Annotated in this window: 28 protein-coding genes; 12 read left to right on the plus strand and 16 right to left on the minus strand. The window is 63.5% G+C overall.

Annotated elements, in window-relative coordinates:
• Positions 1-83: 83 nt before the first annotated feature.
• Positions 84-1001 carry a choline ABC transporter substrate-binding protein gene (gene choX, locus ABCR88_RS00160; protein ID WP_041114944.1) on the minus strand — a complete coding sequence of 306 codons (918 nt, stop codon included), beginning with the start codon at positions 999-1001 and terminating at the stop codon, positions 84-86.
• Between the two features lie 17 nt (positions 1002-1018).
• Complete coding sequence (betC, locus tag ABCR88_RS00165) at positions 1019-2533, minus strand: choline-sulfatase (RefSeq protein WP_350403947.1); 1515 nt, start codon at positions 2531-2533, stop codon at positions 1019-1021.
• A gap of 114 nt (positions 2534-2647) precedes the next feature.
• On the opposite strand from betC, the gene ABCR88_RS00170 reads away from it, so the two are divergent.
• Positions 2648-3598, plus strand: coding sequence for a LysR family transcriptional regulator (locus tag ABCR88_RS00170; RefSeq protein ID WP_041114946.1), 951 nt, complete (start codon positions 2648-2650; stop codon positions 3596-3598).
• Here ABCR88_RS00170 and ABCR88_RS00175 read toward each other — a convergent pair.
• Positions 3564-4025 carry a DoxX family protein gene (locus ABCR88_RS00175; RefSeq protein ID WP_041114948.1) on the minus strand — a complete coding sequence of 154 codons (462 nt, stop codon included), beginning with the start codon at positions 4023-4025 and terminating at the stop codon, positions 3564-3566. The two genes, ABCR88_RS00170 and ABCR88_RS00175, sit on opposite strands and share 35 nt — an antisense overlap.
• A 54-nt stretch (positions 4026-4079) precedes the next feature.
• Complete coding sequence (gene ubiA / locus ABCR88_RS00180) at positions 4080-4988, minus strand: 4-hydroxybenzoate octaprenyltransferase (RefSeq protein WP_041114949.1); 909 nt, start codon at positions 4986-4988, stop codon at positions 4080-4082.
• A gap of 228 nt (positions 4989-5216) precedes the next feature.
• On the opposite strand from ubiA, the gene ABCR88_RS00185 reads away from it, so the two are divergent.
• Entirely contained in the window at positions 5217-6215 is a 999-nt protein-coding gene (locus ABCR88_RS00185; RefSeq protein WP_350403948.1) for a LysR family transcriptional regulator, read from the plus strand.
• 104 nt (positions 6216-6319) lie between these two features.
• The gene (locus ABCR88_RS00190; protein ID WP_011058423.1) at positions 6320-6646 is read left to right on the plus strand and encodes a DOPA 4,5-dioxygenase family protein; all 327 of its coding nucleotides are present in this window, start codon (positions 6320-6322) and stop codon (positions 6644-6646) included.
• 55 nt (positions 6647-6701) lie between these two features.
• Here ABCR88_RS00190 and ABCR88_RS00195 read toward each other — a convergent pair whose 3' ends face one another.
• From ABCR88_RS00195 to trpB, 3 genes are all read right to left on the minus strand, one after another.
• The gene (locus ABCR88_RS00195) at positions 6702-7145 is read right to left on the minus strand and encodes an anti-virulence regulator CigR family protein (RefSeq protein ID WP_041114953.1); all 444 of its coding nucleotides are present in this window, start codon (positions 7143-7145) and stop codon (positions 6702-6704) included.
• Between the two features lie 121 nt (positions 7146-7266).
• Positions 7267-8079: a tryptophan synthase subunit alpha gene (gene trpA, locus ABCR88_RS00200; RefSeq protein WP_041114955.1), complete on the minus strand. Its 813-nt coding sequence runs from the start codon at positions 8077-8079 to the stop codon at positions 7267-7269.
• A complete protein-coding gene (trpB, locus tag ABCR88_RS00205; protein WP_011058426.1) occupies positions 8079-9299 on the minus strand; it encodes a tryptophan synthase subunit beta in 1221 nt (406 codons plus the stop codon). The genes trpA and trpB overlap by 1 nt, the downstream gene beginning before the upstream one ends.
• A 147-nt stretch (positions 9300-9446) precedes the next feature.
• Here trpB and ABCR88_RS00210 point away from each other — a divergent pair, with 147 nt between their 5' ends.
• Positions 9447-10340: a LysR family transcriptional regulator gene (locus tag ABCR88_RS00210; RefSeq protein WP_041114956.1), complete on the plus strand. Its 894-nt coding sequence runs from the start codon at positions 9447-9449 to the stop codon at positions 10338-10340.
• On the opposite strand, the gene ABCR88_RS00215 is transcribed toward ABCR88_RS00210, so the two are convergent.
• Positions 10337-10663 (minus strand): DUF883 family protein, encoded by a 327-nt coding sequence (locus ABCR88_RS00215; protein WP_011058428.1) that lies wholly within the window; start codon positions 10661-10663, stop codon positions 10337-10339. The genes ABCR88_RS00210 and ABCR88_RS00215 overlap by 4 nt on opposite strands.
• 158 nt (positions 10664-10821) lie before the next feature.
• On the opposite strand from ABCR88_RS00215, the gene ABCR88_RS00220 reads away from it, so the two are divergent.
• Both ABCR88_RS00220 and ABCR88_RS00225 read left to right on the plus strand, forming a co-directional pair.
• Positions 10822-11037 (plus strand): dodecin, encoded by a 216-nt coding sequence (locus tag ABCR88_RS00220; protein WP_011058429.1) that lies wholly within the window; start codon positions 10822-10824, stop codon positions 11035-11037.
• 134 nt (positions 11038-11171) lie between these two features.
• Positions 11172-11396 carry a DUF1161 domain-containing protein gene (locus ABCR88_RS00225; protein WP_041114958.1) on the plus strand — a complete coding sequence of 75 codons (225 nt, stop codon included), beginning with the start codon at positions 11172-11174 and terminating at the stop codon, positions 11394-11396.
• 60 nt (positions 11397-11456) lie between these two features.
• Here ABCR88_RS00225 and ABCR88_RS00230 read toward each other — a convergent pair whose 3' ends face one another.
• Positions 11457-12458 carry an LLM class flavin-dependent oxidoreductase gene (locus ABCR88_RS00230; RefSeq protein WP_041114960.1) on the minus strand — a complete coding sequence of 334 codons (1002 nt, stop codon included), beginning with the start codon at positions 12456-12458 and terminating at the stop codon, positions 11457-11459.
• Between the two features lie 240 nt (positions 12459-12698).
• Between ABCR88_RS00230 and ABCR88_RS00235 the strand changes: the two genes are divergently transcribed.
• Both ABCR88_RS00235 and ABCR88_RS00240 read left to right on the plus strand, forming a co-directional pair.
• On the plus strand, positions 12699-13130 hold the full coding sequence (locus ABCR88_RS00235; protein WP_011058432.1) for an OsmC family protein: 432 nt from the start codon (positions 12699-12701) through the stop codon (positions 13128-13130).
• A gap of 156 nt (positions 13131-13286) precedes the next feature.
• Positions 13287-13520 (plus strand): DUF1161 domain-containing protein, encoded by a 234-nt coding sequence (locus ABCR88_RS00240; RefSeq protein ID WP_011058433.1) that lies wholly within the window; start codon positions 13287-13289, stop codon positions 13518-13520.
• Positions 13521-13526: 6 nt separating this feature from the next.
• On the opposite strand, the gene ABCR88_RS00245 is transcribed toward ABCR88_RS00240, so the two are convergent.
• Both ABCR88_RS00245 and ABCR88_RS00250 read right to left on the minus strand, forming a co-directional pair.
• Entirely contained in the window at positions 13527-13946 is a 420-nt protein-coding gene (locus ABCR88_RS00245; RefSeq protein WP_011058434.1) for a hypothetical protein, read from the minus strand.
• 42 nt (positions 13947-13988) lie between these two features.
• Positions 13989-14402 (minus strand): hypothetical protein, encoded by a 414-nt coding sequence (locus ABCR88_RS00250; protein ID WP_015633631.1) that lies wholly within the window; start codon positions 14400-14402, stop codon positions 13989-13991.
• Between the two features lie 59 nt (positions 14403-14461).
• On the opposite strand from ABCR88_RS00250, the gene ABCR88_RS00255 reads away from it, so the two are divergent.
• Positions 14462-15571 carry an aminopeptidase gene (locus tag ABCR88_RS00255; RefSeq protein WP_041114961.1) on the plus strand — a complete coding sequence of 370 codons (1110 nt, stop codon included), beginning with the start codon at positions 14462-14464 and terminating at the stop codon, positions 15569-15571.
• 28 nt (positions 15572-15599) lie between these two features.
• Here the strand turns inward: ABCR88_RS00255 and ABCR88_RS00260 are convergent, their stop codons facing one another.
• On the minus strand, positions 15600-16250 hold the full coding sequence (locus ABCR88_RS00260; protein WP_041114963.1) for an HAD family hydrolase: 651 nt from the start codon (positions 16248-16250) through the stop codon (positions 15600-15602).
• A gap of 29 nt (positions 16251-16279) precedes the next feature.
• Positions 16280-16825, minus strand: coding sequence for a gamma carbonic anhydrase family protein (locus ABCR88_RS00265; RefSeq protein ID WP_041114965.1), 546 nt, complete (start codon positions 16823-16825; stop codon positions 16280-16282).
• Positions 16826-16900: 75 nt separating this feature from the next.
• Here ABCR88_RS00265 and prlC point away from each other — a divergent pair, with 75 nt between their 5' ends.
• The gene (gene prlC, locus ABCR88_RS00270) at positions 16901-18979 is read left to right on the plus strand and encodes an oligopeptidase A (RefSeq protein ID WP_019095604.1); all 2079 of its coding nucleotides are present in this window, start codon (positions 16901-16903) and stop codon (positions 18977-18979) included.
• On the plus strand, positions 18976-19254 hold the full coding sequence (locus tag ABCR88_RS00275) for a YheV family putative zinc ribbon protein (protein WP_011058440.1): 279 nt from the start codon (positions 18976-18978) through the stop codon (positions 19252-19254). Before prlC ends, ABCR88_RS00275 begins: the two co-directional genes overlap by 4 nt.
• Before the next feature lie 75 nt (positions 19255-19329).
• Here the strand turns inward: ABCR88_RS00275 and ABCR88_RS00280 are convergent, their stop codons facing one another.
• The 3 genes from ABCR88_RS00280 to ABCR88_RS00290 all read right to left on the minus strand — a co-directional run bounded on the left by ABCR88_RS00280 (position 19330) and on the right by ABCR88_RS00290 (position 21279).
• Positions 19330-20136, minus strand: coding sequence for an IS3 family transposase (locus ABCR88_RS00280; protein ID WP_350023009.1), 807 nt, complete (start codon positions 20134-20136; stop codon positions 19330-19332).
• 26 nt (positions 20137-20162) lie between these two features.
• Complete coding sequence (locus tag ABCR88_RS00285) at positions 20163-20465, minus strand: transposase (RefSeq protein WP_350023010.1); 303 nt, start codon at positions 20463-20465, stop codon at positions 20163-20165.
• A 154-nt stretch (positions 20466-20619) separates the two neighbouring features.
• A complete protein-coding gene (locus ABCR88_RS00290; protein WP_019095605.1) occupies positions 20620-21279 on the minus strand; it encodes a tyrosine-protein phosphatase in 660 nt (219 codons plus the stop codon).
• A 292-nt stretch (positions 21280-21571) separates the two neighbouring features.
• On the opposite strand from ABCR88_RS00290, the gene ABCR88_RS00295 reads away from it, so the two are divergent.
• Positions 21572-22327: a gluconate 2-dehydrogenase subunit 3 family protein gene (locus ABCR88_RS00295; protein ID WP_041114967.1), complete on the plus strand. Its 756-nt coding sequence runs from the start codon at positions 21572-21574 to the stop codon at positions 22325-22327.

Below are 22327 nucleotides of genomic sequence, written 5' to 3' on the forward strand. Positions count from 1 at the left end.
TTGATTCGGTGGGCCAGGGTAAAGCATTGCCAGGCTTTGAGTGTAGGAGCCGGCTTGCCGGCGAATGGCCGGCGCACCTCGGGCTACAACCTGCTCTTCACCGCTGCCAGGGCCTCTTTGTCATCAATGGTCCGCACTCCCTCCAGCCATTGCTCCAGCACTGCCGGGTGGGCCTTGATCCAGGCCTTGGCGGCATCGGTGTTGCTGAGTTTGCTGTTGGCCACCGCGGCCATGATGCTGTTCTCCATCTCCTGGGTGAACCGCAGGTTGCCCAGCAGTTTGCCGACGTTCGGGCAAGCCTGTGCATAACCCTTGCGGGTCAGGGTGTAGACGCTGCCGCTGGCGCCGAAGTACTTTTCGCCGCCGGTCAGGTAGCGCATTTTCAACTGCACGTTCATCGGGTGTGGGGTCCAGCCGAGGAAGGTGATGAAGCGCTGCTTTTTCGTAGCCCGGGACACTTCGGCGAGCATTGCCTGTTCACTGGACTCGATCAGCTTCCACTGGCCCAGGTTGAACTGGTTGCTCTTGATGATTTCCTGCAGCGACAGGTTGGCCGGCGCGCCGGAGCCGATGCCGTAGAGCTTTTTGTCGAACTTGTCGGCGAACTTGTCCAGGTCGGCAAAATCATGCACTCCGGCCTCCCACACATAGTCCGGCACCGCCAGCGTGAACTCGGTGCCTTCCAGGTTCTTGGCCAGCTGGGTGACGTCGCCATTGGCCACGAACTTGTCATGGAAGCCTTGCTGCGCCGGCATCCAGTTACCCAGGAATACATCCACCCGGCCATCCTTCAGGCCACCGAAGGTGATGGGCACGGCCAGGGTGTCGATCTTCGCCTTGTAGCCCATGCCGTCCAGCAGGAAGCCGGTGATGGCATTGGTGGCGGCGATATCGCTCCACCCCGGGTCGGCCATCTTCACTGTCTCGCACGAGTCGGCCCAAGCGGATGCGCTGCCCAGGGCCAGAAGCCCGAGCGTCAGTGCTGTGGATAACCTTTGCATGCTTTTCCCCTTACGTTTTATTGGTTTTGGCAGGGTTGTGGAAAACGGGCCTTGCGCTCCAGGTCATCGAGGTCGATGTGGTTGCGCATGTACTGCTGGCTGGCGTCTACCAGGGGCTGGTGGTCCCAGCTCTTGAGTTTGCCCCGGCTCAGCGCCTCGGCCACCAGCCGGCGGCGGCGCTGGCTGGCCAGGACCTGTTGGTGAATGCGCGGAATATCCCACTTGGCCCGGGCCTCGGCCAGGAACGCGGCGAACAGCGGCCGATGCTCGGGCGACTGGCCAAGGTCGAAGCGCTCTTGCGGGTCGTGGTGCAGGTCGAAGAGTAGGCAGGGGTCGTCTTCGCTGTAGATGAACTTGTAGGCACCGCGGCGAATCATCATCAACGGGCTGATGGTGCCTTCGGCCATGTATTCGCCGAACACCTCGTCGTGCCCGCCCTGCCCTCGCAAGTGCGGGACCAGGGAGCGGCCATCCAGCGGCAGGTCGGGCTCGACCCGGCCGCCGGCCAGTTCCACCAGGGTCGGCAGCAGGTCGGCGGTGGAGACAGCGGCGCTGACCCGGCCGGCAGTGAACTGCCCCGGTGCACAGATCAGCAGCGGTACCCGGGCGGCCATTTCAAACCAGTGCATTTTGTACCAGAGGCCGCGCTCGCCGAGCATGTCGCCGTGGTCGCCGGAAAACACGATCAGCGTGTCATCCACCAGCCCGGTGTCTTCCAGGGTCTGCAGCAGCTTGCCGACGTTGCTGTCGATGTAGCTGCAGGCGCCGAAGTAGGCGCGGCGCGCGTCGCGGATCTTATCCACAGGCAAGGGCTTGTCCCACAGGTCGTAGACCTTGAGCAGGCGCTGGGAGTGCGGATCCAGCTCGCTTTGGGGCGGGGTCTGCGGCAGTGGAATCTGGTCGTCGCGGTACAGGTCCCAGAAGCCCTTGGGAATGGTGTACGGATCGTGGGGGTGGGTCATGGAGACGGTGAGGCAGAACGGCTGGTCGCCGGCCTCGCGCACATGGTCGAACAGGTATTGCTGGGCCTTGAACACCACCTCCTCGTCGAAATCCAGCTGGTTGGTGCGTACACAGGGGCCGGCCTGCAGTACCGAGGACATGTTGTGGTACCAGCTGGGGCGCACATCGGGCTGGTCCCAGTTCACCGCCCAGCCGTAGTCGGCGGGGTAGATATCGCTGGTCAGGCGCTCTTCATAGCCGTGCAACTGGTCCGGACCGCAGAAGTGCATCTTGCCCGAGAGCGCAGTGCGGTAGCCCAGGCGCCGCAGGTAGTGGGCGTAGGTGGGCACGTCGGCGGGGAAGTCCGCGGCGTTGTCGTAGGCACCGATCCGGCTGGGCAACTGGCCGCTGACCAAAGTGAAGCGCGAGGGTGCGCACAAGGGGCTGTTGCAGTAGGCGGCGTCGAAGACCACGCCCTGGGCGGCCAGCCGGCTGAGGTGAGGCAGCTTGATCGGCGAGGGTCCGTAGAACGGCAGCAAGGGGGCGGCCATCTGATCGGCCATGATGAAAAGAATGTTCTTGCGCTTCATGGATTCGCGGCATTCCATAGTCGATGGTTATGCGAAGGTTCTGCAATCGAGCATGGATCCCATGCCGTTGGTGGTAAAGCCCATGTACAGCAATGACTAGGATAAGCACAGCTTATGTATGAAGCCCTTGGCGACCTGTCCCTGGACCTGCTCCGAGTGTTCGAAGCAGCCGCGCGCCTGCGCAGCTTCACCGCCGCGGCGGTGGAACTGGGCACCACCCAGCCGGCTATCAGTCAGCAGATCAAGCGCCTGGAGGAACAGCTGGGGGTGCGCCTGTTCGACCGCATCTACCGGGGCATAGAGCTGACCGAGTCTGCAGCCTTGTTGCTCGATCAGGTCCAGGCCGGCCTGCAGAGCATCGATGCCGGCCTCAGCGCCCTCAGCCAGCAGCATCAGCATGAGGTGTTGCAGGTGGCCACGGATTTCGCTTTCGCCGCCTATTGGCTGATGCCCCGCCTGCATCGCTTTCATGAGGCCAACCCCCAGGTGGATGTGAGCCTGGTCACCAGCGAGCGCAGCCACAGCATGCTGCGCAGCGATATCGACGTGGCGGTGCTGTTCGGCGACGGGCGTTTCAGGCAGGGGGAAAGCCACTGGCTGTTCAGCGAAGAAGTGTTTCCGGTGTGCAGCCCGCTGCTGCTCAAGGACCGTGCTGCGCCGCTGCCCGCCCCTTCCCTGCTGGAACTGCCGCTGCTGCACCTGCGGGGTGAAGGCAGCAACCACTGGTTCGACTGGAGCGGGGTATTTCGCGAGCTGGGCCTTGCGGGTGCGCCGGCCCCAGGGCAATTGCGCTTCGACAATTACACCCTGCTGATCCAGGCGGCCATCGGCGGCCAGGGCGTGGCCATCGGCTGGCGTCACCTGGTGGATGACCTGCTGGAGCAGGGCCTGCTGTGCCGGCCCATCGCCGAGAGCGCGCTGTCCGCCTACGGCTATTACGTGGTGCTGCCCCAGCGCAAGCGCCGCGGCCCGCTGATCCAGCGTTTCGTCGACTGGCTGATGAGCGAGCAGGCCGGCAGCGCCCAGAGCCTCAAGGGGTTGGCGCTGCCGTCCATTGCCCCGTAGACGGCACCTTGAACAGGCTCCACAGGGACAGCGCGCCGTTGCCCAGACACACCAAGGCCAGCGACACCACTGCGAGAAAGGCCAGGTATTCCCAGCCGCCCCCCGGGCTGGTGTAGATCCAGCCGTGGGCGCCGTGGACGAAGACGATCGCCCCTAGCAGCATCGGCATCAGCCCCAGGGCGATCCAGCGCACGCCGACCCCGAGGATCAGCAACAAGCCCCCCACCAGCTCGGCGCACACCGCCGGGTAGGTCAGCCACTCGGGCATGCCGGTGGCGCTGAACAGCTTGAGGGTGCCCGGCCAGCCCAGGACCAGGATCTTGAACAGGGCGTGGGCGATGTACATGGCGCCCAGTGCCAGGCGCAGGAACAGGGCGGCCCATTGTTCCGGTGCCTGGAGCGGCGATCTGATTGGGAGTGCAGGCATATGACAGGTCCTTGTGTGGTGGAAGGTGCGGGTTGAGTGCTGAATGTCCAACGGTCAAACGATGGCTACCGAGGCGCCGACCAGTAACAGCACGCCGATGTGGGCGTTGCTGCGAAACAGGTGGTTGCAGGGCTCCGGGTGGTCCGGACTGAACAGGCTGAGCTGGTAGGCCAGGGACAGGGCGATAGGCAGCAGCAGGATGAAAAAGCCCGGGTTGGCGCCGGCCAGCAGGCCCGCGCCGTACCAGCACAGCAGGGTCATGGTGTAGAACACGGCGATCCAGGTCCTGCCCCGTTCGGCGAACAGCGTGGCGGTGGAGCGCAGGCCCATTTTCAGGTCGTCCTCACGGTCGCTGTAGGCATAGAGGGTGTCGTAGCCCAACTGCCAGAACAGGCAGCCCAGCCACAGCGCCAGCGCACTGGGTTGCAGGCTGCCGGTGGTTTCCACGCTGGCCATGAGCACGCCCCAGTTGAACACCGCGCCGAGAAACGCCTGGGGCCAGTGGGTGAAGCGCTTGAACAGCGGGTAGACCAGGGTCAGGGGCACGCAGCACAGGGCCAGCAGCACCGTCGCCGGTTGCAGAAGCGGCAGCAACCCGGCGGCCAGCAGCAATGTCGCGGCCAGGCAGGCCAGGGCTTGGGCGAGGTTCAGCGAACCCTGGGCCAGGGGCCGCTGGCGGGTGCGGTTGACCCGGGCGTCGAAGCCGCGATCGAGGATGTCGTTGATGCAGCAGCCGGCACTGCGCATCAGCAGGGCGCCGAGGGCGAACACCAGCACGGTGCCGACCGGGGGAATGCGCCCGGCGCAGAGGATCAGCGCGGCCAGGGCCGGCAGCAGGGTCAGCCAGGTGCCGATGGGCCGGTCCAGGCGCATCAGGCGGGCGTAGGCCTGCCAGGATCGCGGCAGGCGGTTCGCGACCCAGTCATGGGCGCGGATGTCATTGAGGTCGGGGCTTGCGGGCATCTTCGGTCCCTGAGTGTGAGCACGGTGTTGATCACGACCCAGCGCTTTCAAGTGTTCAAAAAACACTCAGGCCGGTGGCGGTCACTGAACGTCGGGCAAGCCGCTGCCGTGATCGCACGGGTTGATGTTCAGTGCCATCTGCTTGCTGGTCGGATGCGCTAAAGTTGCCCGCCCCCGCCCGTTGCGGCAAGGGAACAATCCGCAATAGCCTCCTGCAGGATCTGCAATATGCTCCGTGATGAAGTGCCCCGCGTTCCGCGTATCGACCTCAACCTGTTGCGGGTTTTCGATGCGGTCTATGAGGACCGCAGTATCCTGCTGGCCAGCAAGCGCCTGCATCTGAGCCAGTCGGCGGTCAGCCATGCCCTGACCCGACTGCGTGAGTCCTTGCAGGACGAGCTGTTCATTCGCACGGCCAAGTGCATGCAGCCGTCGGCCCGGGCCGAGGCGATTGCCGGCCCGCTGCGCGAAGCGCTGCTGACCATTCAACACACGGTCGGCGTGGAGCCATTCGACCCCGCCCGCGCGACGCGTACCTTCACCCTGGCGGCCAACGACTACCTGAGTTCGGTGCTGTTGGCGCCCTTGCTGCGGCGCCTGGCCCGGGTGGCGCCGGGGGTGGATTTGGTGGTGCGTCCGGCGACCCGCCTGGACCTGGCCGAGCAGATCGATGTCGGGCGTATCGATCTGGCCGTCGGGGTGTTTGCCGAGTTGCCGCAGCGGGTGCACAGCGCCTGTCTCTGGCGGCAGCAGGATGAGTTGCTGATGTGTCCCGAGCATCCCTTGCTCGACCTGCCCGTACTGACGCTTGAGGCCTTGGCGGACCAGTCGTTGATCACGCTGTCGGTGGGTGGGCAGGAGGAAGGCGCGGTCAACGGCTACATTCTCGAGCGTGGCATTGCCCGGCAGTCGGAGATGTTCGATCGCCAGCGCCTGGAGCAGGCCCTGGCGGCGATTGGCCGGCGTCCCCAGTACAAGGTCACCCTGCCCCATGCCCTGGTGCTGCCGCAGTTGCTGGAGCAGTCGCGCCTGGTGGCGATTGTGCCGGAACCCTTGGCCCGGGCCTTCGAGCAGCGCTTTGGCCTGTGCCGGCGGGCGCTGCCACTAGCGGTAGAGCCCTCATCGCTGCTGGCGATCTGGCACGGGCGCAACAGTGCCGACCCGGCACATCTCTGGCTGCGCCAGCAACTGCTGGAGGTGGCGGCGACGCTGGCGCAAGCGCTTTGAGCCGGTCGGTTTTCGGTGTTTTCATGGGGCCGGTGTTTTCTTCACAGCGGGTGTTCTACATCTGTGGCGAGCCTTGAGGGTTCGTCTTGATTGCGAGGGTTTGCATGCAACGGATCAAGGGCTACCACGCCCATGTCTACTTTGACGCCAGCACCATCGACCAGGCTCGGGCCTTGTGCGAACGGGCGGCGCAGCTGTTCGAACTGAAAATGGGCCGGGTCCACGAGCGGCCGGTGGGACCGCATCCGGACTGGAGCTGCCAGTTGGCCTTCGGCCCCGAGGTGTTTGCCCAGGTGGTGCCGTGGCTGGCCCTCAATCGCCAGGGGCTGGTGGTGTTCCTGCATCCGGATACCGGTGATGACCTGCTGGACCACACCGACCATGCGATCTGGATGGGGGCTATGCGGCCACTGGACCTGAGGGGGTTCTGAGGGCGACGGACCGCCGGCAAGCCGGCTCCTGCAGGGGCCGGCCGGTCGGGTGAGGTCAGTAGAGCACGCCGTCGAGGATCTCGTAGACGATGCCGGTGCCCACGGCGATCAGCACGATGTCGCCCCCCATGCGCCGCCATTCGTACCCCGGGTACACCGGCAGGCGCGACAGGGCCCGGGGCTCCAGGCGTTCGCCGTAGTAGCCGCGCGGCAGTGGCTGGCCGCGCACCAGGTGGATGCCGGGAGGCGGCGGCGCGCCCCGGACGAAGTAGCCGTGGTTGTCGCGGATGGTCTGGCGCACCGGGCCGAAATCCTGTGGCGGGCCGCCGCGGCGGTCATCCCCCGGGCCACGGTGCTCGTTGCCACGGTTGTCCCAATGGCCCTGTTGTGGCCCGCCATGATCATAGCCGCCGCGCTCGTCGGCCATGACCTGCAGCAACGGGCTGGCGCTGAGCATCAGCAGCGCGGCACCGGCAATCAGACGTTTGGGCATTTTCATCAGGTATTCCTCGCAACACACACAGCAAAAAGGGGTTCGCCACCTTGGTCGCGAACCCCCGGGTCTTGCTGTTTAGTCTGTGTCTCGAGGCGCTAATTCCTCTGTATCAGGACCTTTACCCTCAGCTGACGCGGGCCTTACGTACGCCCTCGGACAGCGCCGCACACAGGCTCAGCACCCCATCCACCGCTTGCTCGGAAGACTCGGCGCTGGCGATGTGGTCGATCAGCGCCGAGCCCACTACCACGCCGTCGGCCAGGCGAGCGATGGCGGCTGCCTGCTCCGGAGTACGGATGCCGAAACCGATGCTGATGGGCAGGTCGGTGTGGCGACGCAGGCGGGCCACGGCTTCTTCTACGTGCTCCAGGGTGGCGGCGCCGGCACCGGTGACCCCGGCCACGGAAACGTAGTAGACGAAACCGGAGCTGCCGTTGAGCACCTTGGGCAGGCGCACGTCGTCGGTGGTCGGTGTGGTCAGGCGGATGAAGTCGATGCCGGCGGCCTGGGCCGGGTCGCACAGTTCGCTGTTATGTTCCGGCGGCATGTCCACCACGATCAGGCCATCGACACCGGCGGCCTTGGCGTCGGCGATGAAGCGCGGCACGCCGTAGTGGTGGATCGGGTTGAAGTAGCCCATGAGCACCAGCGGGGTGTCGCTGTTGCCTTCGCGGAACTCGCGAACCATCTGCAGGGTTTTCGCCAGGTTTTGCTTGGCCCCCAGGGCACGGATGTTCGCCAGCTGGATCGCCGGGCCGTCGGCCATCGGGTCGGTGAAGGGCATGCCCAGTTCGATCACGTCGGCACCCGCTGCGGGCAGGCCCTTGAGGATCGCCAGGGAGGTGTCGTAGTTCGGGTCGCCGGCGGTGACGAAGGTTACCAGGGCGGCGCGGTTTGCTTCCTTCAGCTCGGCAAAACGGGTTTGCAGGCGGCTCATCAGTGTTTCTCCTGCTGGGACTGTTGCATGTGGTGCATCACGGTCTGCATGTCTTTGTCGCCACGGCCCGAGAGGTTGACCACCATCAGGTGATCCTTGGGCAGGTTCGGTGCGCGCTTGAAGACTTCGGCCAGGGCATGGGCGCTTTCCAGGGCCGGGATGATGCCTTCCAGGCGGCAGCACTGGTGGAACGCGGCCAGGGCTTCGTCGTCGGTCACCGAGGTGTATTCGACGCGGCCGATATCGTGCAACCAGGCGTGTTCCGGGCCGATGCCGGGGTAGTCGAGGCCGGCGGAAATCGAGTGGGCGTCGATGATCTGGCCATCGTCGTCCTGCAGCAGGAAGGTGCGGTTGCCGTGCAGTACGCCGGGTACGCCGCCGTTGAGGCTGGCGGCGTGCTTGCCGGTCTCGATGCCGTAGCCGGCGGCTTCGACGCCGATGATCTCGACGCTTTTGTCGTCGAGGAACGGGTGAAACAGGCCCATGGCGTTGGAACCGCCACCGATGCACGCCACCAAGCTGTCCGGCAGGCGGCCTTCCTGGGCTTGCATCTGCTCGCGGGTTTCCTTGCCGATGACCGCCTGGAAGTCGCGGACCATGGCCGGGTACGGGTGCGGGCCGGCGACGGTGCCGATCAGGTAGAAGGTGCTGTCGACGTTGGTCACCCAGTCACGCAGGGCTTCGTTCATCGCGTCCTTCAGGGTGCCGGTGCCGGCCACCACCGGGATCACTTCGGCGCCCAGCAGCTTCATGCGAAATACGTTGGCCTGTTGGCGCTCGATGTCGGTGGTGCCCATGTAGATCACGCAATCCAGGCCAAAACGCGCGGCCACGGTGGCGGTGGCCACGCCATGCATGCCGGCGCCGGTCTCGGCGATGATGCGTTTCTTGCCCATGCGCCGCGCCAGCAGGATCTGGCCGATGCAGTTGTTGATCTTGTGCGCGCCGGTGTGGTTCAGCTCTTCACGCTTGAGGTAGATCTTGGCGCCGCCGCAGTGCTCGGTCAGGCGTTCGGCGAAGTACAGCGGGCTGGGGCGGCCCACGTAATCGCGCTGGAAGTAGGCCAGCTCCTTGAGGAATTCGGGATCTTCCTTGGCCTTTTCGTATTCGCGGGCCAGGTCGAGGATCAGCGGCATCAGGGTTTCGGCCACGTAACGGCCGCCGAATGCGCCGAACAGGCCGTTGTCGTCAGGGCCATTGCGTAATTGGGACTGGGTCATTGCAGCGCTCCCGGGGGAAGTTTGGAGAAAGAAGGCCTGGTGGAGAGACCGCTTCGTAGAAACACAATGGAGCCCACTCTACCCCTGACATCCGATGCTGAAAACCGATAAGATCGCCGCAACCTGTCAGGAAAACTCACAGATAAAATGAGCCGCGACCTCCCTCCCCTGAATGCCCTGCGGGCCTTCGAAGCCACTGCCCGGCTCAATAGCGTCAGCCAGGCGGCCGAACAGCTGCACGTCACCCACGGCGCGGTCAGCCGGCAGTTGAAGGTGCTTGAAGAACACCTGGGGCTGAGCCTTTTCGTCAAGGAAGGCCGTGGCCTTAAACTCACAGATTCCGGCATTCGCCTGCGCGATGCCAGCAGCGAGGCCTTCGAACGCCTGCGGGATGTCTGCGCCGAGCTGACCCAGGGCAGCGCCGATGCGCCCTTTGTCCTGGGTTGTTCCGGAAGCCTGCTGGCGCGCTGGCTGATCCCGCGCCTGGGGCGCCTGAACGCCGACCTGCCGGACCTGCGCCTGCACCTTTCGGCCGGTGAAGGCGACCTCGACCCCCGGCGCCCGGGCCTGGATGCCTTGCTGGTCTTTGCCGAGCCGCCCTGGCCGGCGGACATGCAGGTCTATGAACTGGCCAGCGAACGCATCGGCCCGGTGCTCAGCCCGCGCTATGCCGGTTATCCACGCCTGCGGCAGGCGCCGGCTGGCGTCCTGGCCAGCGAGGCCCTGCTGCACACCACTTCCCGCCCCCAGGCCTGGCCCAGTTGGGCACGGCGCAACGGCCTGAATCCCGAAACGTTGAAGTACGGGCAGGGTTTCGAGCATCTGTATTATTTGCTGGAGGCGGCCGTGGCGGGCCTGGGGGTGGCAATTGCCCCGCAGCCGCTGGTGGCCGAGGACTTGCTGGCAGGCAGGCTGGTTGCGCCCTGGGGTTTTTCCGACACCCCGGGGCAACTGGCGCTGTGGTTACCCAAGCGCGCCGCGGATGGGCGCGCCCGGCAATTGGCGCAGTGGCTGGAAAACGAACTGCGCCAGCAGCTTTAGTCGCCGCGCTTGCACAGCAGATAGGCGGCCAGCAGGCCGATGGCACCCACGGCGACCCCGGCGGTGGTCCAGGGGTGTTCCTGGGCATAGTCGCGGGTCGCGATCCCGGTTTCACGGGTTTTCACTTTGACTTCTTCATAGGCATCGCTGAGCAGGCTGCGCGAATGCTTCAGCGCGCTTTCGGCATTGCTCTTGAGCGCCTTGAGGGTCTTGCGCGACTCGTCGGACGCATCGTCCTTCAGGCTTTCCAGCGATTTGAGCAGGCTGGAGATCTCGGCTTCCATACTTTCCAGTGAGGCTTTGCGTAACGAGGTGTTGGCCATGTCGGCTCTCCTGCAGGGTGGTGAATGGGCTGTGTAGGTTCCGACTGCGGCGTGTTGGGAAAGTGCAGAAAATCTGAACTTAGCTTTGGGCGCAGGCGCCATAAGTAATAAGAAAAATCACTGCTAGGCTGTAATTCACAGCTAAAAAGGAGAGCGCCATGACTGATCATCACACTTACAAGAAAGTCGAACTGGTGGGTTCGTCGCCGAACAGCATCGAAGATGCGATCAACAACGCGCTAGCGGAAGCGCACAAGAGCATCAAGCACCTGGAATGGTTCGAAGTGACTGAAACCCGGGGCCATATCAAGGACGGCAAAGCTGCGCATTTTCAGGTCACGCTCAAGGTGGGCTTCCGAATTGCCAATAGTTGAAGGCTTGAGCTAGGCTCTGGAACTTGTGCGCTGGCCGAGTGCCATAGGAAATGGCAAAGCGCTACAAGTGTCTTGAGCCTCTGTCAGGCAGGCGTCAATGCCGCCTCTTTTGATCCGACCAGGGAATGTGACCGATGAAAAAACTAGTATTAGCTGCTGCTTTGTTGAGTCTTGCGGGAACAGCCCTTGCCGCTGGCAAGCCGTGCGAAGAACTCAAGAGCGAGATTGCCGCCAAGATCGACGCCAACGGCGCCAAGCACTACTCGCTGGAAGTGGTGGACAAGGGCGCGGCGGCGGATGGCAAGGTGGTCGGCTCCTGCGAAGCCGGTACCAAGGAAATTGTCTACAAGCGCGGTTGAGCCTTGTGGATGGTCAAAAAAAAGCCGACGCAGAACGTCGGCTTTTTCATGCCTGTCGTTTCAGCCTTTCATCACCTGTGACAGCAGCTCGTAGGAGTGCAGCCGATCGGCGTGTTCGTACAGATCGCAGGTGAAGATCAGCTCATCGGCTCCGGTCTGCTCGATCAGCACCTCCAGCTTGGCGCGGATTTTCGCTGGGCTGCCGACCATCGCCAGGCCGAGGAAGCTGGCGACCGCTTCCTTCTCATGGGGTAGCCACAGGCCGTCCATGCTTTGCACCGGTTTGCGCTGGACCAGGCTCTGGCCACGCATCAGCGCCAGGATGCGCTGGTACACCGAAGTCGCCAGGTAATCGGCCTGTTCGTCGGTGTCGGCTGCCACCAGCGGCACGCCAAGCATCACATAGGGCTTGTCGAGCACCGCCGAAGGCTTGAAGTGGTTGCGGTAGACGCGAATCGCCTCGTGCATGTAGCGCGGTGCGAAATGCGAGGCGAAGGCGTAAGGCAAGCCCCGTTCCCCGGCCAGTTGTGCACTGAACAGGCTGGAGCCCAGCAGCCATACCGGCACGTTGGTGCCGGTGCCCGGCATGGCGATCACCCGTTGTTCGGGGGTTCGCGGGCCCAGGTAGGCCATCAGTTCGGCCACGTCCTCAGGGAAATCGTCGGCGCTGCCGGAACGTTCCCGGCGCAGGGCGCGGGCGGTCATCTGGTCGGAACCCGGGGCGCGGCCCAGTCCCAGGTCGATGCGCCCCGGGTACAGGCTTTCCAGGGTGCCGAACTGTTCGGCGATCACCAGGGGCGCGTGGTTGGGCAGCATGACCCCGCCGGAACCGACTCGAATGGTCGAAGTACCGCCCGCCAGGTAGCCGATCAGCACCGAGGTGGCGGAACTGGCGATACCGTCCATGTTGTGGTGCTCGGCGACCCAGAAGCGCGTGTAACCGAGCTTCTCCACATGCTGCGCCAAGTCCAGGGAGTTGCGCAGGGACTGCCCCGGGCTGCCGTTTTCACGCACGGGCACCAGGTCGAGGGTCGAGTATTTAACAGCGGACAGCGGTTTCATAAGCCTGCTTCTCCTTGGGGTGCGCAGGCTTTTGTCATGAGCCAAAACCTGCCGAAGTCTGTAAGTCAGATCTATGCAATGTGGGCATATACCCGAGTTTCAATAGCCTGAGTGAATTTGTCGGGTAAACGGGCATCGGCGACAACGGCTGAACTTTGCCATCGGATCTATCCTCAGAACCCTTAGGCAACAAAAAACATCAGGGTGCGAACTTTTGCACCGGTTCTTGAGGAGAAAGCGATGAGCATCAAAAAGAAAGCCTCGGCGCACTGGGAAGGTGACCTGAAAACCGGCATTGGCTCGATCTCGACCGAAACCGGCGTGTTGCGTGAGGCGCCCTACGGCTTCAAGGCGCGTTTCGAAGGCGGCAAGGGCACCAACCCGGAGGAACTGATTGGCGCGGCCCACGCGGGCTGTTTCTCCATGGCCTTTTCCATGATCCTTGGCGAGGCCGGGCTCAAGGCGGACAGCATCGACACCCAGGCAGAAGTGACCCTGGACCAGGTCGATGGCGGCTTTGCCATTACCGCGGTGCACCTGATCCTCAAGGCGAAGATCCCCGGTGCCAGCCAGCAGCAGTTCGATGAGCTGAGCAAGAAGGCCAAGGAAGGGTGCCCGGTGTCCAAGGTGCTCAACGCCAAGATCAGCCTGGATGCGACACTGCTGAGTTGAGGCAACTGCTTGGCCGGCAAGCCGGCTCCTGCAACGGTCCGTAGGAGCGGGCTTGCCGGCGAATGCGCCTGTGCGGCGGACAAGCACCTGTGGTCGAATACGCGACTGCGGCTTCAGCGCACCCCCGTGTGCACCGCAGCAAGGGAGCTTTAGATCATGAAACGTTTTGCCTTGGCGGTTGTTAGTTGTGCGCTGGCCACATCGGCCCTGGCCGCGCCCAAGCCCTGCGAGGAACTCAAGGCCGAGATCGAAGCCAAGATCCAGGCCCAGGGCGTACCTTCCTACACCCTGGAAATCGTCACCAACGACGAGGTCCACGACAACAACATGGTGGTCGGCAGCTGTGAAAACGGCACCAGGAAGATCATCTATCAGAAGAACGATCGCTGACCCGACTCAGGGCACGCAGTTGATCATGCGCTCCTCGGCGACTATTTCGCGCTGGGCGTTGTACAGCCGGGCGCTGGGGGTGAACCCCAGGTTGCGCGCCTCCAGGCGATAGCGCTGGCCGGCCTGGAAATGGTCGTAGCGCAGGCTCAGGTAGCACAGGCGCTCCTGGGGATCGTTGTTCATGCCCATGCCGCCGGCGAACACTTCGAAATCGAAGCGCACCATCAATTCGTGGCTGCCGGGGCTGACCTGGAAGAAGCGCCCGTCGTCCAGGCGCTGGTTGTCCAGGCGTTCGGCCATGACCAGCTTGCCCCCGGGCGTCGGGGTGGCCAGGTCGATCCAGGCCTGTTGCGGATCGACGCCCGGCAGGGGCGTAGTGCAGGCGCTGAGGGTGCCAAGGGCGAGAAACAGTAGAAATGGACGCATGACTGGGGCCGAGTGAGCGAGAGGCCCTCAGCATAGCGCCGTTCAACTGCGCTGGCAGCCTGCTGGCCGGGCTTTGTCGAGCAGGGTGTGCTGCTCGTCGTAGAGCCTGGCCCAGGGGTGGAAACCGATGTTCCCGGCCTGTACCTGGTAGCGCTGGCCGGCACCGAAATCCTTGAATTTCACGTTCAGCTGGCAATCGCGCCACAGCGGCTCGGCGTCTGGCCCGATGTTGCTGGGTTGCACGGCGAACTGGTAGCGCAGGGTCAGTTCATGGCTGCCGGGCTGGACCTGGAAATAGCGCGGATCATCGATGTTCTTGGCGTCCACCTCCAATGCCTGCAGGTGGGTGTTCCGGGGCGGAGCCAGGTCGACCCAGGCCTGGGCCGGGTCGGGGTCGGGCAGGCCGGCGCAACCGCCGAGGGTCAGCAGGCCGGTGGTCAACAACAACACGCGCATGGCGAAACTCCAGGCTGGCGAGATAGTCTTGCGGACAGACTCTCTGTGGATGATTCGATTTGATTAGGCCGTGTTCAAGCCATGGGTTACTTGATCCTCTTTTACGGTTTTTGTTTCCGGCACTGATGCTTTTGCTGCTCAACGGTTGCAGCAGCGTCGGTTATTACAGCCAGCTGGCCAGTGGCCAATTGCAGCTGCTGCGAGCCCGTGTGCCGGTGGCGCAAGTCGTCGCCGACCCGAGCCGCGATGCGAGCCTGCGCGCCCATCTGGCCCAGTCGCAGCAGGCACGCCGCTTTGCCAGTGAGCACCTGCACCTGCCGGACAACCGCAGCTATCGGCTGTACGTCGACATCGGGCGGCCCTATGTGGTGTGGAACGTGTTCGCCACCCCGGAGTTTTCCCTGAACCCGCAAACCCACTGCTTTCCCATTGCCGGTTGCGTGGCTTACCGCGGCTATTACAGCCAGGGCGCGGCCCGGGGCGAGGCGGCGTTGCAGCAGTTGAAGGGCATGGACGTGGCGATCGGCGGGGTCGAGGCCTATTCCACCCTGGGCTGGTTCGACGACCCGATCATCAGTTCGATGATGCACTGGGGCGAGGAGCGCCTGGCGACCCTGATCTTCCACGAGCTGGCGCACCAGCGCTTCTATGTGAAGGACGACACCGAGTTCAACGAGTCCTACGCCACCTTCGTCGAGCAGGAAGGCACCCGCCAGTGGCGGGCCTATCGCGGGCTGGCGCCATTGAGCGACGGCGAGTTGCGCCAGCGTGACCAGTTCACCCAGCTGGTGCTCGACACCCGCAAGCGCCTGGAGCAGCTGTATGCCCTGCCCTTGCCCGCCGAGCAGATGCGCCAGCGCAAGGCCGCGGAGTTCGAGCGCATGCGCAGCGAGTATCGGCAGTTGCGCGACAGCCAGTGGGCCGGTTCCAAGCGCTATGACGCCTGGATCAACACCCCGCTGAACAACGCCCGGCTGCTGCCCTTCGGCCTGTATGACCAATGGGTGCCGGCGTTTGCCGCCTTGTTCAGGCAGGTGAAGGGGGACTGGCCGGCATTCTTCGCCGCCGTGGAGACGCTGGGACGTTTGCCGGCCGAGGAGCGCAAGGCGGCCCTGATCCGGTTGCAGGACACAGTCGCCCTGGCGCCGGCTCCTGCTTCGGGCCTGTAGCATCCGGCTTGCCGGCGAAGCCTGTGCCTTAACGCGGCAAAAACGCCTGGTGCAGCTCGCCCAGGGTCTGGAAGTGATAGGCCGGGGCTTCGGCAGTCAATTCCTCATGGCTGCCAAAGCCATAACCCACCGCCGCCGCGTCCAGCCCGTTGCGCCTGGCGCCGATCAGGTCGTGCTTGCGGTCGCCGATCATCAATGTGCTGGCAGGGTCGAGTTGCTCCTGCTCCAGCAGATGGGCGATCAGCTCCACCTTGTCGGTGCGGGTGCCGTCCAGTTCGCTGCCGTAGATCACCTTGAAGTGCTTGGCGAAGTCGAAGTGACGGGCGATCTCCCGGGCGAAGACCCAGGGCTTGGAGGTCGCGATGTACAGTTGCCGCCCTTGCCCGCAGAGCGTTTCCAGCAGCGGCGTGACGCCATCGAAGACGCGGTTTTCATACAGGCCGGTGACCTTGAAGCGTTCGCGATAGAAGTTCACCGCTTCCCAGGCTCGGGCCTCGTCGAAGCCGTAGAACTGCATGAAGGCCTGCAACAGCGGCGGGCCGATGAAGTGTTCCAGTTTGCTCAGGTCCGGCTCGTCGATGCCCAGTTTGCCCAGGGCGAACTGGATCGAACGGGTGATGCCCTCGCGAGGGTCGGTGAGGGTGCCATCGAGGTCGAACAGTACGGTTTGGTAATGCATGGGGATTCCTGGGCTGTGCAAGGGGGGGCTCAGGGCCGGTCGTAGCCTTCGGCCAGGTGCAGATCCTTGAGCTTGACGTAGTTGGCGGCGCTGTAGGTGAAGAAGGCGCGCTCCTTGTCGGTCAGCGGGCGCGCCTGCTTCACCGGGCTGCCCACATAGAGAAAGCCGCTTTCCAGGCGTTTGCCCGGTGGCACCAGGCTGCCGGCGCCGACTATCACATCGTCCTCCACCACCGCGCCGTCCATGACAATGCTGCCCATGCCGATCAGCACCCGGCTGCCGATGCTGCAACCGTGGAGCATGACCTTGTGGGCGATGGTCACGTCGTCGCCGATCAGCAGCGGGAAGCCGTCGGGGTTGAACGGGCCGGCGTGGGTGATGTGCAGCACGCTGGCGTCCTGCACGCTGGTGCGTGCGCCGATGCGGATGCGGTGCATGTCGCCGCGGATCACGGTCAGCGGCCAGACCGAGCTGTCGGCGCCGATTTCCACGTCGCCGATGACCACCGCCGAGTGGTCGACAAAGGCCCGCTCGCCCAGGTTCGGGGTGTGGTTCTGGTAGCTGCGAATGGCCAAGTGCGAATGCCTCTCTGAGATTTATTAATGGGGGCTATAGCTGCGGTGGGCGTCGATTGTAATTAAGATGGCTCAATGTTTCTTCCAGCCAAGGTGCCCACCGTGAGTGTGAACAACCCTCTTCTGCAGCCCTACGACCTGCCGCCGTTCTCGGCGATCCGCGCCGAGCATGTGCAACCGGCCATCGAACAGATCCTGGCTGACAACCGCGCCGCCATCGCTGACATCCTCAAGACCCAAGCCACCCAGCCGACCTGGGCTGGCCTGGTGCTGGCCATGGACGAGCTCAATGATCGCCTGGGCGCTGCCTGGAGCCCGGTCAGCCACCTCAACGCAGTGTGCAACAGCGCCGAACTGCGTGAAGCCTACGAGGCCTGCCTGCCGGCCTTGAGCGCCTATTCCACGGAAATGGGCCAGAACCGCGAGCTGTTCCAGGCCTTCGACGCCCTGGCCAAGAGCCCGGAAGCCGCCGGTTTCGACGTGGCGCAGAAGACTATCCTCGAACACTCCCTGCGGGACTTCCGCCTGTCGGGCATCGATCTGCCGCCCGAGCAGCAAAAGCGTTATGCCGAGGTGCAGAGCAAGCTTTCCGAGCTGGGCAGCCGGTTCTCCAACCAACTGCTGGATGCCACCCAGGCCTGGACCAAGCACATCACCGACGAAGCCGCCCTGGCCGGCCTGACCGACTCGGCCAAGGCGCAAATGGCTGCCGCCGCCCAGGCCAAGGACCTGGAAGGCTGGCTGATCACCCTGGAATTCCCCAGCTACTACGCAGTGATGACCTACGCCCAGGACCGTGCCCTGCGCGAAGAAGTCTATGCCGCCTACAGCACCCGCGCGTCGGACCAGGGCCCTAACGCCGGTCAGAACGACAACGGCCCGGTGATGGAAGAGATCCTCGACCTGCGTCAGGAGTTGGCCAAGCTCCTGGGTTTCGCCAGCTTCTCCGAGTTGAGCCTGGCCACCAAGATGGCCGAGTCCAGCGACCAGGTGCTGAGCTTCCTGCGGGACCTGGCCAAGCGCAGCAAGCCGTTTGCCGCCCAGGACCTGGAGCAGCTCAAGGCCTACGCCGCCGAACAGGGTTGCCCCGACCTGCAAAGCTGGGACAGCGGTTTCTATGGCGAGAAGCTGCGTGAGCAGCGCTACAGCGTTTCCCAGGAAGCCCTGCGCGCCTATTTCCCCATCGACAAGGTGCTGAGCGGGCTGTTCGCCATTGTCCAGCGCCTGTACGGCATCGAGATCGCCGAGCAGAAAGGTTTCGATACCTGGCACCCGGACGTGCGCCTGTTCGAGATCAAGGAAAACGGCCAGCACGTCGGCCGCTTCTTCTTCGACCTCTATGCCCGTGCCAACAAGCGCGGCGGTGCCTGGATGGACGGTGCCCGCGATCGCCGTCGCACGCTGGACGGGGTATTGCAAAGCCCGGTAGCCAACCTGGTGTGCAACTTCACTCCGGCGGTCAGCGGCAAGCCGGCCTTGCTGACCCACGATGAAGTCACCACCCTGTTCCACGAATTCGGCCACGGCCTGCACCACCTGCTGACCCGGGTCGAGCACGCCGGAGTGTCCGGGATCAACGGCGTGGCCTGGGACGCCGTCGAGCTGCCGAGCCAGTTCATGGAAAACTGGTGCTGGGAGCCGGAAGGCCTGGCACTGATCTCCGGCCACTATGAAAGCGGCGAACCGCTGCCCCAGGACCTGCTGCAGAAGATGCTGGCGGCGAAGAACTTCCAGTCCGGGCTGATGATGGTGCGCCAGCTGGAATTTTCCCTGTTCGACTTCGAACTGCACGCCACCCACGGCGACGGCCGCAGCGTGCTGCAAGTGCTGGAAACCGTGCGCGACGAAGTCTCGGTGATGCGCCCGCCGGCCTACAACCGCTTCCCCAACAGCTTCGCGCACATCTTCGCCGGCGGTTATGCCGCGGGGTACTACAGCTACAAGTGGGCGGAAGTGCTGTCGGCCGACGCCTTCTCCAGGTTCGAGGAAGAGGGTGTGCTCAATTCGGCCACCGGGCGTGCGTTCCGCGAGGCGATCCTGGCCCGTGGCGGCTCCCAGGAGCCTATGGTGCTGTTCGTCGATTTCCGCGGACGCGCACCGTCGATTGACGCACTCTTGCGCCACAGCGGCCTCAGCGAGGACGCGGCAGCATGAGTGACGCACCCGTGAAGACCAAGAAACGCTTTATCGCCGGGGCGGTATGCCCGGCGTGCAGTGAGCAGGACAAGCTGATGATGTGGAGTGAGGACGATGTGCCTCATCGCGAGTGCGTGGCCTGTGGCTACTCCGACACCCTCAACGAACAGGGGCTGTCGGTGCCCAAGGAACTCGGGACCCGGGTCAACAGCGCGACGCCCAAGGTGGCGGACATCAAGGTGCAATCGGTGCAGTTTTTCCCCAACCCCAAGTTGAAGAAAAAGACCGACTGACCCGCAATAAAAAGCCGGCTCCCCCTTAGGAGCCGGCTTGAACTGGTCAAGTAATCCTGGACACCGATTAAGGTTCTACGCCGCCAGTTTCTCCATCGCTACCGGCGACCAATAGTCGTTATAACTGTGAGGCCTGATGGTGTTGTAGCGCATGACGTAGCGCTGTACATCCGTTCGGGCCTCATGCTCCGAGCTGTAGCCTGTTTCAGGTACCCACTCCGACTTCAAACTGCCAAAGAAACGCTCCATCGCAGCGTTGTCCCAGCATTCACCTTTACGACTCATACTTTGCCGGTGCCCAAGTTCCAGCAGCTCATTCCTGAACTTATGGCTGGTGTACTGGCAACCTTGATCGGAGTGAAACAACACGTCTTTGGGACGCCCCCGTAGCTCGACGGCCATCCGCAAGGCTTCACAGGTCAGCGAGGCATCAGAGATCATCGAAAACGACCAGCCCACGATCCTGCGGGCGAACAAGTCCAGAACTGCGGCAAAATACAGCCAGCGCTTGCCGACCTTGATGTACGTGACGTCGCCGCACCACACCTGATTCATCGCCGTAACCTCAAACTGACGCTTGAGCACGTGGGGCGCCACCAGCGCTTCCACGCCGGAGGACTTGTACTTGTGGCGTCGACGCTGACGACTGGCGATACCGGCTTCTCGCATCAGGCTGCGAGCCATGTACCGTCCGACACTATGCCCATTGGCTTGCAGCACCTTGGCCAGGGTGCGCGAGCCGGCAGATGCCCTGGAAGCCTTATGGTGCTTGACCAGCAAGGCTTTGAGCTTCTCTCGTTCGGGCCGAGCTCGGCCTTGGCGCTCGCGCCATGCGTAAAAGCTGCTGCGGCTAATTCCCAGCACGCGGCAGCACTTGTTCACGCCGTATTGCTCACCCAGCTCATCGATCAGCGAGAGTGATCTTTGGCGTCCAACAGCAGGAGAGCACTGGCCTTTTTTAGGATTTCGATATCCTGATCTTTTTGCCTGAGCAAGGCTTTGAGTTGTTGGATTTCTCGCTGATCGGCGGTAATCGCTTTGGCCCCGACCGGAATCGATCCCTGGCGCTCTTGACGAACTTGTTCAACCCAGCGACGCAGCGCCGTAGGACCAACACTCAAACTGGCGCAAACCTCGGGAACCGATAGTCCCTCGTCCAACACCATGCTGGCCGCCTTGAGCTTGAACTCACCCGAATAAGAATTACGCATATCCAAACACCTCTGATTTGGGCGCCATCATAGCGCCCGATTTGGGTGTCCAAAATTATTAGGCCAGTTCAGCTTGCCGGCGAAGCGATTCGCCGCCCTTCCCTCGCCCCCTGGGTTTTCGCAAGCAAGCTCGCTCCTACACAGGGTGTGGTGCTCAGTTGCTCAGCGGCTTGGTCGCGCTCACCGTCTCGAACCAGCTCTTCACCGAACAGGTGGCGAATACGCTGGTGCTGCAATCGCCATTGGCCAGGGCGGTGCGCAGTTTGTCGACATCGGCCTGCATCATGTAGCGAATACCATCCTTGAAGTGGGAACTGTCGCCGTACCCACCCTGGGTCATTTCATTCAGCGCTTCTTCTTTGCTCCAACCCTGGATCACCACCCGGTACATGGCCGACATCAGGCCGGTGCGGTCCGAACCATGCTTGCAGTGCATCAGCACCGGGCCTTGGGCTTCGGCGCTCTGGATTGCGCGCAGGGCCTTGAGCACATCGGCGTCGTCCACATGGTTGGTGCGATAAGGCAACTGCACCTGGTTGATGCCCGGTGCCGACAGCCAGCTGGCGTCGGATTCCGGCAGGAAGTTGATCACCGTTGCCACCTTGAGCTGCTGCAGCAGCGGCACCGCGCCTTTGTCCGGCAGGGCGCTGCGATACAGGGTCGGGGACATTTGGTACAGGTTGTACTGCTTTTCCACTGGCTGTGCCCATTGGTCCGGGCGGCTGGAGGGGGCCTCGGCGGCTTGTACCTGGGGCCCGGCCAGCAGCGCCAGCAACGACAGGCAAAGGGCCGGGATGAAACGAATGCTCGACATGCGCGGGATCACCGATGAGGGGATTCAATGCCGCGCAGTATCGATTTGTCGGGGTCAAAGCCCCGTGAGCCCCCTGTCAAAGAATCGTGAAGCTGATCCGCTTTTTCCGGCGGTTTCTGATCTTTTTTCCGCCTGAAACGATTCATCTGGATGCTTAGCCTGCTACCATTTGTAACTAAAGTTTGCTGATGTGTTCATAAAACCGGGTCTTCCCGGCCTTTTGCGTTGCCAAAACACAAAGTCGCGCCATGACGCGGCTGACCAATCCATCAATGCCTGATGAGGTGCACCCATGTCTGATCAAGATCGAGACAACCCGCGGCGTGAGTTCTTGCGTAAATCCCTGACCTTGATCCCTGTGGTCACCGTCGCCAGCACCGGCCTGGGCGGCTCCCTGCTGGCGGCTGCACCTGAAACGGCCGCCGCTGCCACACCGGCCACGCCGGGCAAGCAGCCCGCCGGCAGCGGCCAGGGCTATGAGCCGGGCTATTTCACCGCCGAGGAGTGGGCCTTCATCAAGGCCGCGGTGGAACGCCTGATCCCGGCCGATGAAATGGGCCCGGGCGCCCTGGAAGCCGGCGTGCCGGAATACATCGACCGGCAGATGAATACCCCCTACGCCGCTGGCGCCCTGTGGTACATGCAAGGCCCGTTCAAGGCCGACGCCGCACCGGAGATGGGCTGGCAGAGCAAACTGGTGCCCAAGGACATCTATCGCCTGGGCATTGCCGCCACGGATGCGTGGTGCAAAGAGCTCAAGGGGCAAACATTTGCTGCGCAAGACAGCGCTACCCGAGACGATTTGCTCAAGCAACTGGAGGCCGGAACCCCGCAGTTCGACGCGGTCCCGGCCAAGCTTTTCTTCAATCTGCTGTTGCAGAACACCAAGGAAGGCTTCTTCAGCGATCCGATCCACGGGGGCAATAAAGGCCTGGTGGGCTGGACCCTGATCGGCTTTCCCGGCGCTCGCGCCGATTTCATGGATTGGGTGGAACGCAACGAGCAATACCCCTTCCCGGCTGTATCGATTCGCGGCGAGAGGGCTTGA

It is taken from the genome of Pseudomonas sp. W17 (assembly GCF_040268305.1).
GTDB lineage: Bacteria > Pseudomonadota > Gammaproteobacteria > Pseudomonadales > Pseudomonadaceae > Aquipseudomonas > Aquipseudomonas protegens.

What these genes read in the sequence shown, in the direction of transcription:
- choX (WP_041114944.1), bottom strand. Translation starts at nt 1,001, where the DNA reads ATGCAAAGGTTATCCACAGCACTGACGCTCGGGCTTCTGGCCCTGGGC.
- ABCR88_RS00195 (WP_041114953.1), bottom strand. Translation starts at nt 7,145, where the DNA reads ATGAAAATGCCCAAACGTCTGATTGCCGGTGCCGCGCTGCTGATGCTC.
- ubiA (WP_041114949.1), bottom strand. Translation starts at nt 4,988, where the DNA reads ATGCCCGCAAGCCCCGACCTCAATGACATCCGCGCCCATGACTGGGTC.
- trpA (WP_041114955.1), bottom strand. Translation starts at nt 8,079, where the DNA reads ATGAGCCGCCTGCAAACCCGTTTTGCCGAGCTGAAGGAAGCAAACCGC.
- ABCR88_RS00260 (WP_041114963.1), bottom strand. Translation starts at nt 16,250, where the DNA reads ATGCATTACCAAACCGTACTGTTCGACCTCGATGGCACCCTCACCGAC.
- ABCR88_RS00275 (WP_011058440.1), top strand. Translation starts at nt 18,976, where the DNA reads ATGAGTGACGCACCCGTGAAGACCAAGAAACGCTTTATCGCCGGGGCG.
- ABCR88_RS00295 (WP_041114967.1), top strand. Translation starts at nt 21,572, where the DNA reads ATGTCTGATCAAGATCGAGACAACCCGCGGCGTGAGTTCTTGCGTAAA.
- ABCR88_RS00230 (WP_041114960.1), bottom strand. Translation starts at nt 12,458, where the DNA reads ATGAAACCGCTGTCCGCTGTTAAATACTCGACCCTCGACCTGGTGCCC.
- ABCR88_RS00170 (WP_041114946.1), top strand. Translation starts at nt 2,648, where the DNA reads ATGTATGAAGCCCTTGGCGACCTGTCCCTGGACCTGCTCCGAGTGTTC.
- betC (WP_350403947.1), bottom strand. Translation starts at nt 2,533, where the DNA reads ATGAAGCGCAAGAACATTCTTTTCATCATGGCCGATCAGATGGCCGCC.
- ABCR88_RS00235 (WP_011058432.1), top strand. Translation starts at nt 12,699, where the DNA reads ATGAGCATCAAAAAGAAAGCCTCGGCGCACTGGGAAGGTGACCTGAAA.
- ABCR88_RS00210 (WP_041114956.1), top strand. Translation starts at nt 9,447, where the DNA reads ATGAGCCGCGACCTCCCTCCCCTGAATGCCCTGCGGGCCTTCGAAGCC.
- prlC (WP_019095604.1), top strand. Translation starts at nt 16,901, where the DNA reads ATGTTTCTTCCAGCCAAGGTGCCCACCGTGAGTGTGAACAACCCTCTT.
- ABCR88_RS00285 (WP_350023010.1), bottom strand. Translation starts at nt 20,465, where the DNA reads ATGCGTAATTCTTATTCGGGTGAGTTCAAGCTCAAGGCGGCCAGCATG.
- ABCR88_RS00240 (WP_011058433.1), top strand. Translation starts at nt 13,287, where the DNA reads ATGAAACGTTTTGCCTTGGCGGTTGTTAGTTGTGCGCTGGCCACATCG.
- ABCR88_RS00290 (WP_019095605.1), bottom strand. Translation starts at nt 21,279, where the DNA reads ATGTCGAGCATTCGTTTCATCCCGGCCCTTTGCCTGTCGTTGCTGGCG.
- ABCR88_RS00225 (WP_041114958.1), top strand. Translation starts at nt 11,172, where the DNA reads ATGAAAAAACTAGTATTAGCTGCTGCTTTGTTGAGTCTTGCGGGAACA.
- ABCR88_RS00245 (WP_011058434.1), bottom strand. Translation starts at nt 13,946, where the DNA reads ATGCGTCCATTTCTACTGTTTCTCGCCCTTGGCACCCTCAGCGCCTGC.
- trpB (WP_011058426.1), bottom strand. Translation starts at nt 9,299, where the DNA reads ATGACCCAGTCCCAATTACGCAATGGCCCTGACGACAACGGCCTGTTC.
- ABCR88_RS00185 (WP_350403948.1), top strand. Translation starts at nt 5,217, where the DNA reads ATGCTCCGTGATGAAGTGCCCCGCGTTCCGCGTATCGACCTCAACCTG.
- ABCR88_RS00250 (WP_015633631.1), bottom strand. Translation starts at nt 14,402, where the DNA reads ATGCGCGTGTTGTTGTTGACCACCGGCCTGCTGACCCTCGGCGGTTGC.
- ABCR88_RS00220 (WP_011058429.1), top strand. Translation starts at nt 10,822, where the DNA reads ATGACTGATCATCACACTTACAAGAAAGTCGAACTGGTGGGTTCGTCG.
- ABCR88_RS00190 (WP_011058423.1), top strand. Translation starts at nt 6,320, where the DNA reads ATGCAACGGATCAAGGGCTACCACGCCCATGTCTACTTTGACGCCAGC.
- ABCR88_RS00215 (WP_011058428.1), bottom strand. Translation starts at nt 10,663, where the DNA reads ATGGCCAACACCTCGTTACGCAAAGCCTCACTGGAAAGTATGGAAGCC.
- ABCR88_RS00175 (WP_041114948.1), bottom strand. Translation starts at nt 4,025, where the DNA reads ATGCCTGCACTCCCAATCAGATCGCCGCTCCAGGCACCGGAACAATGG.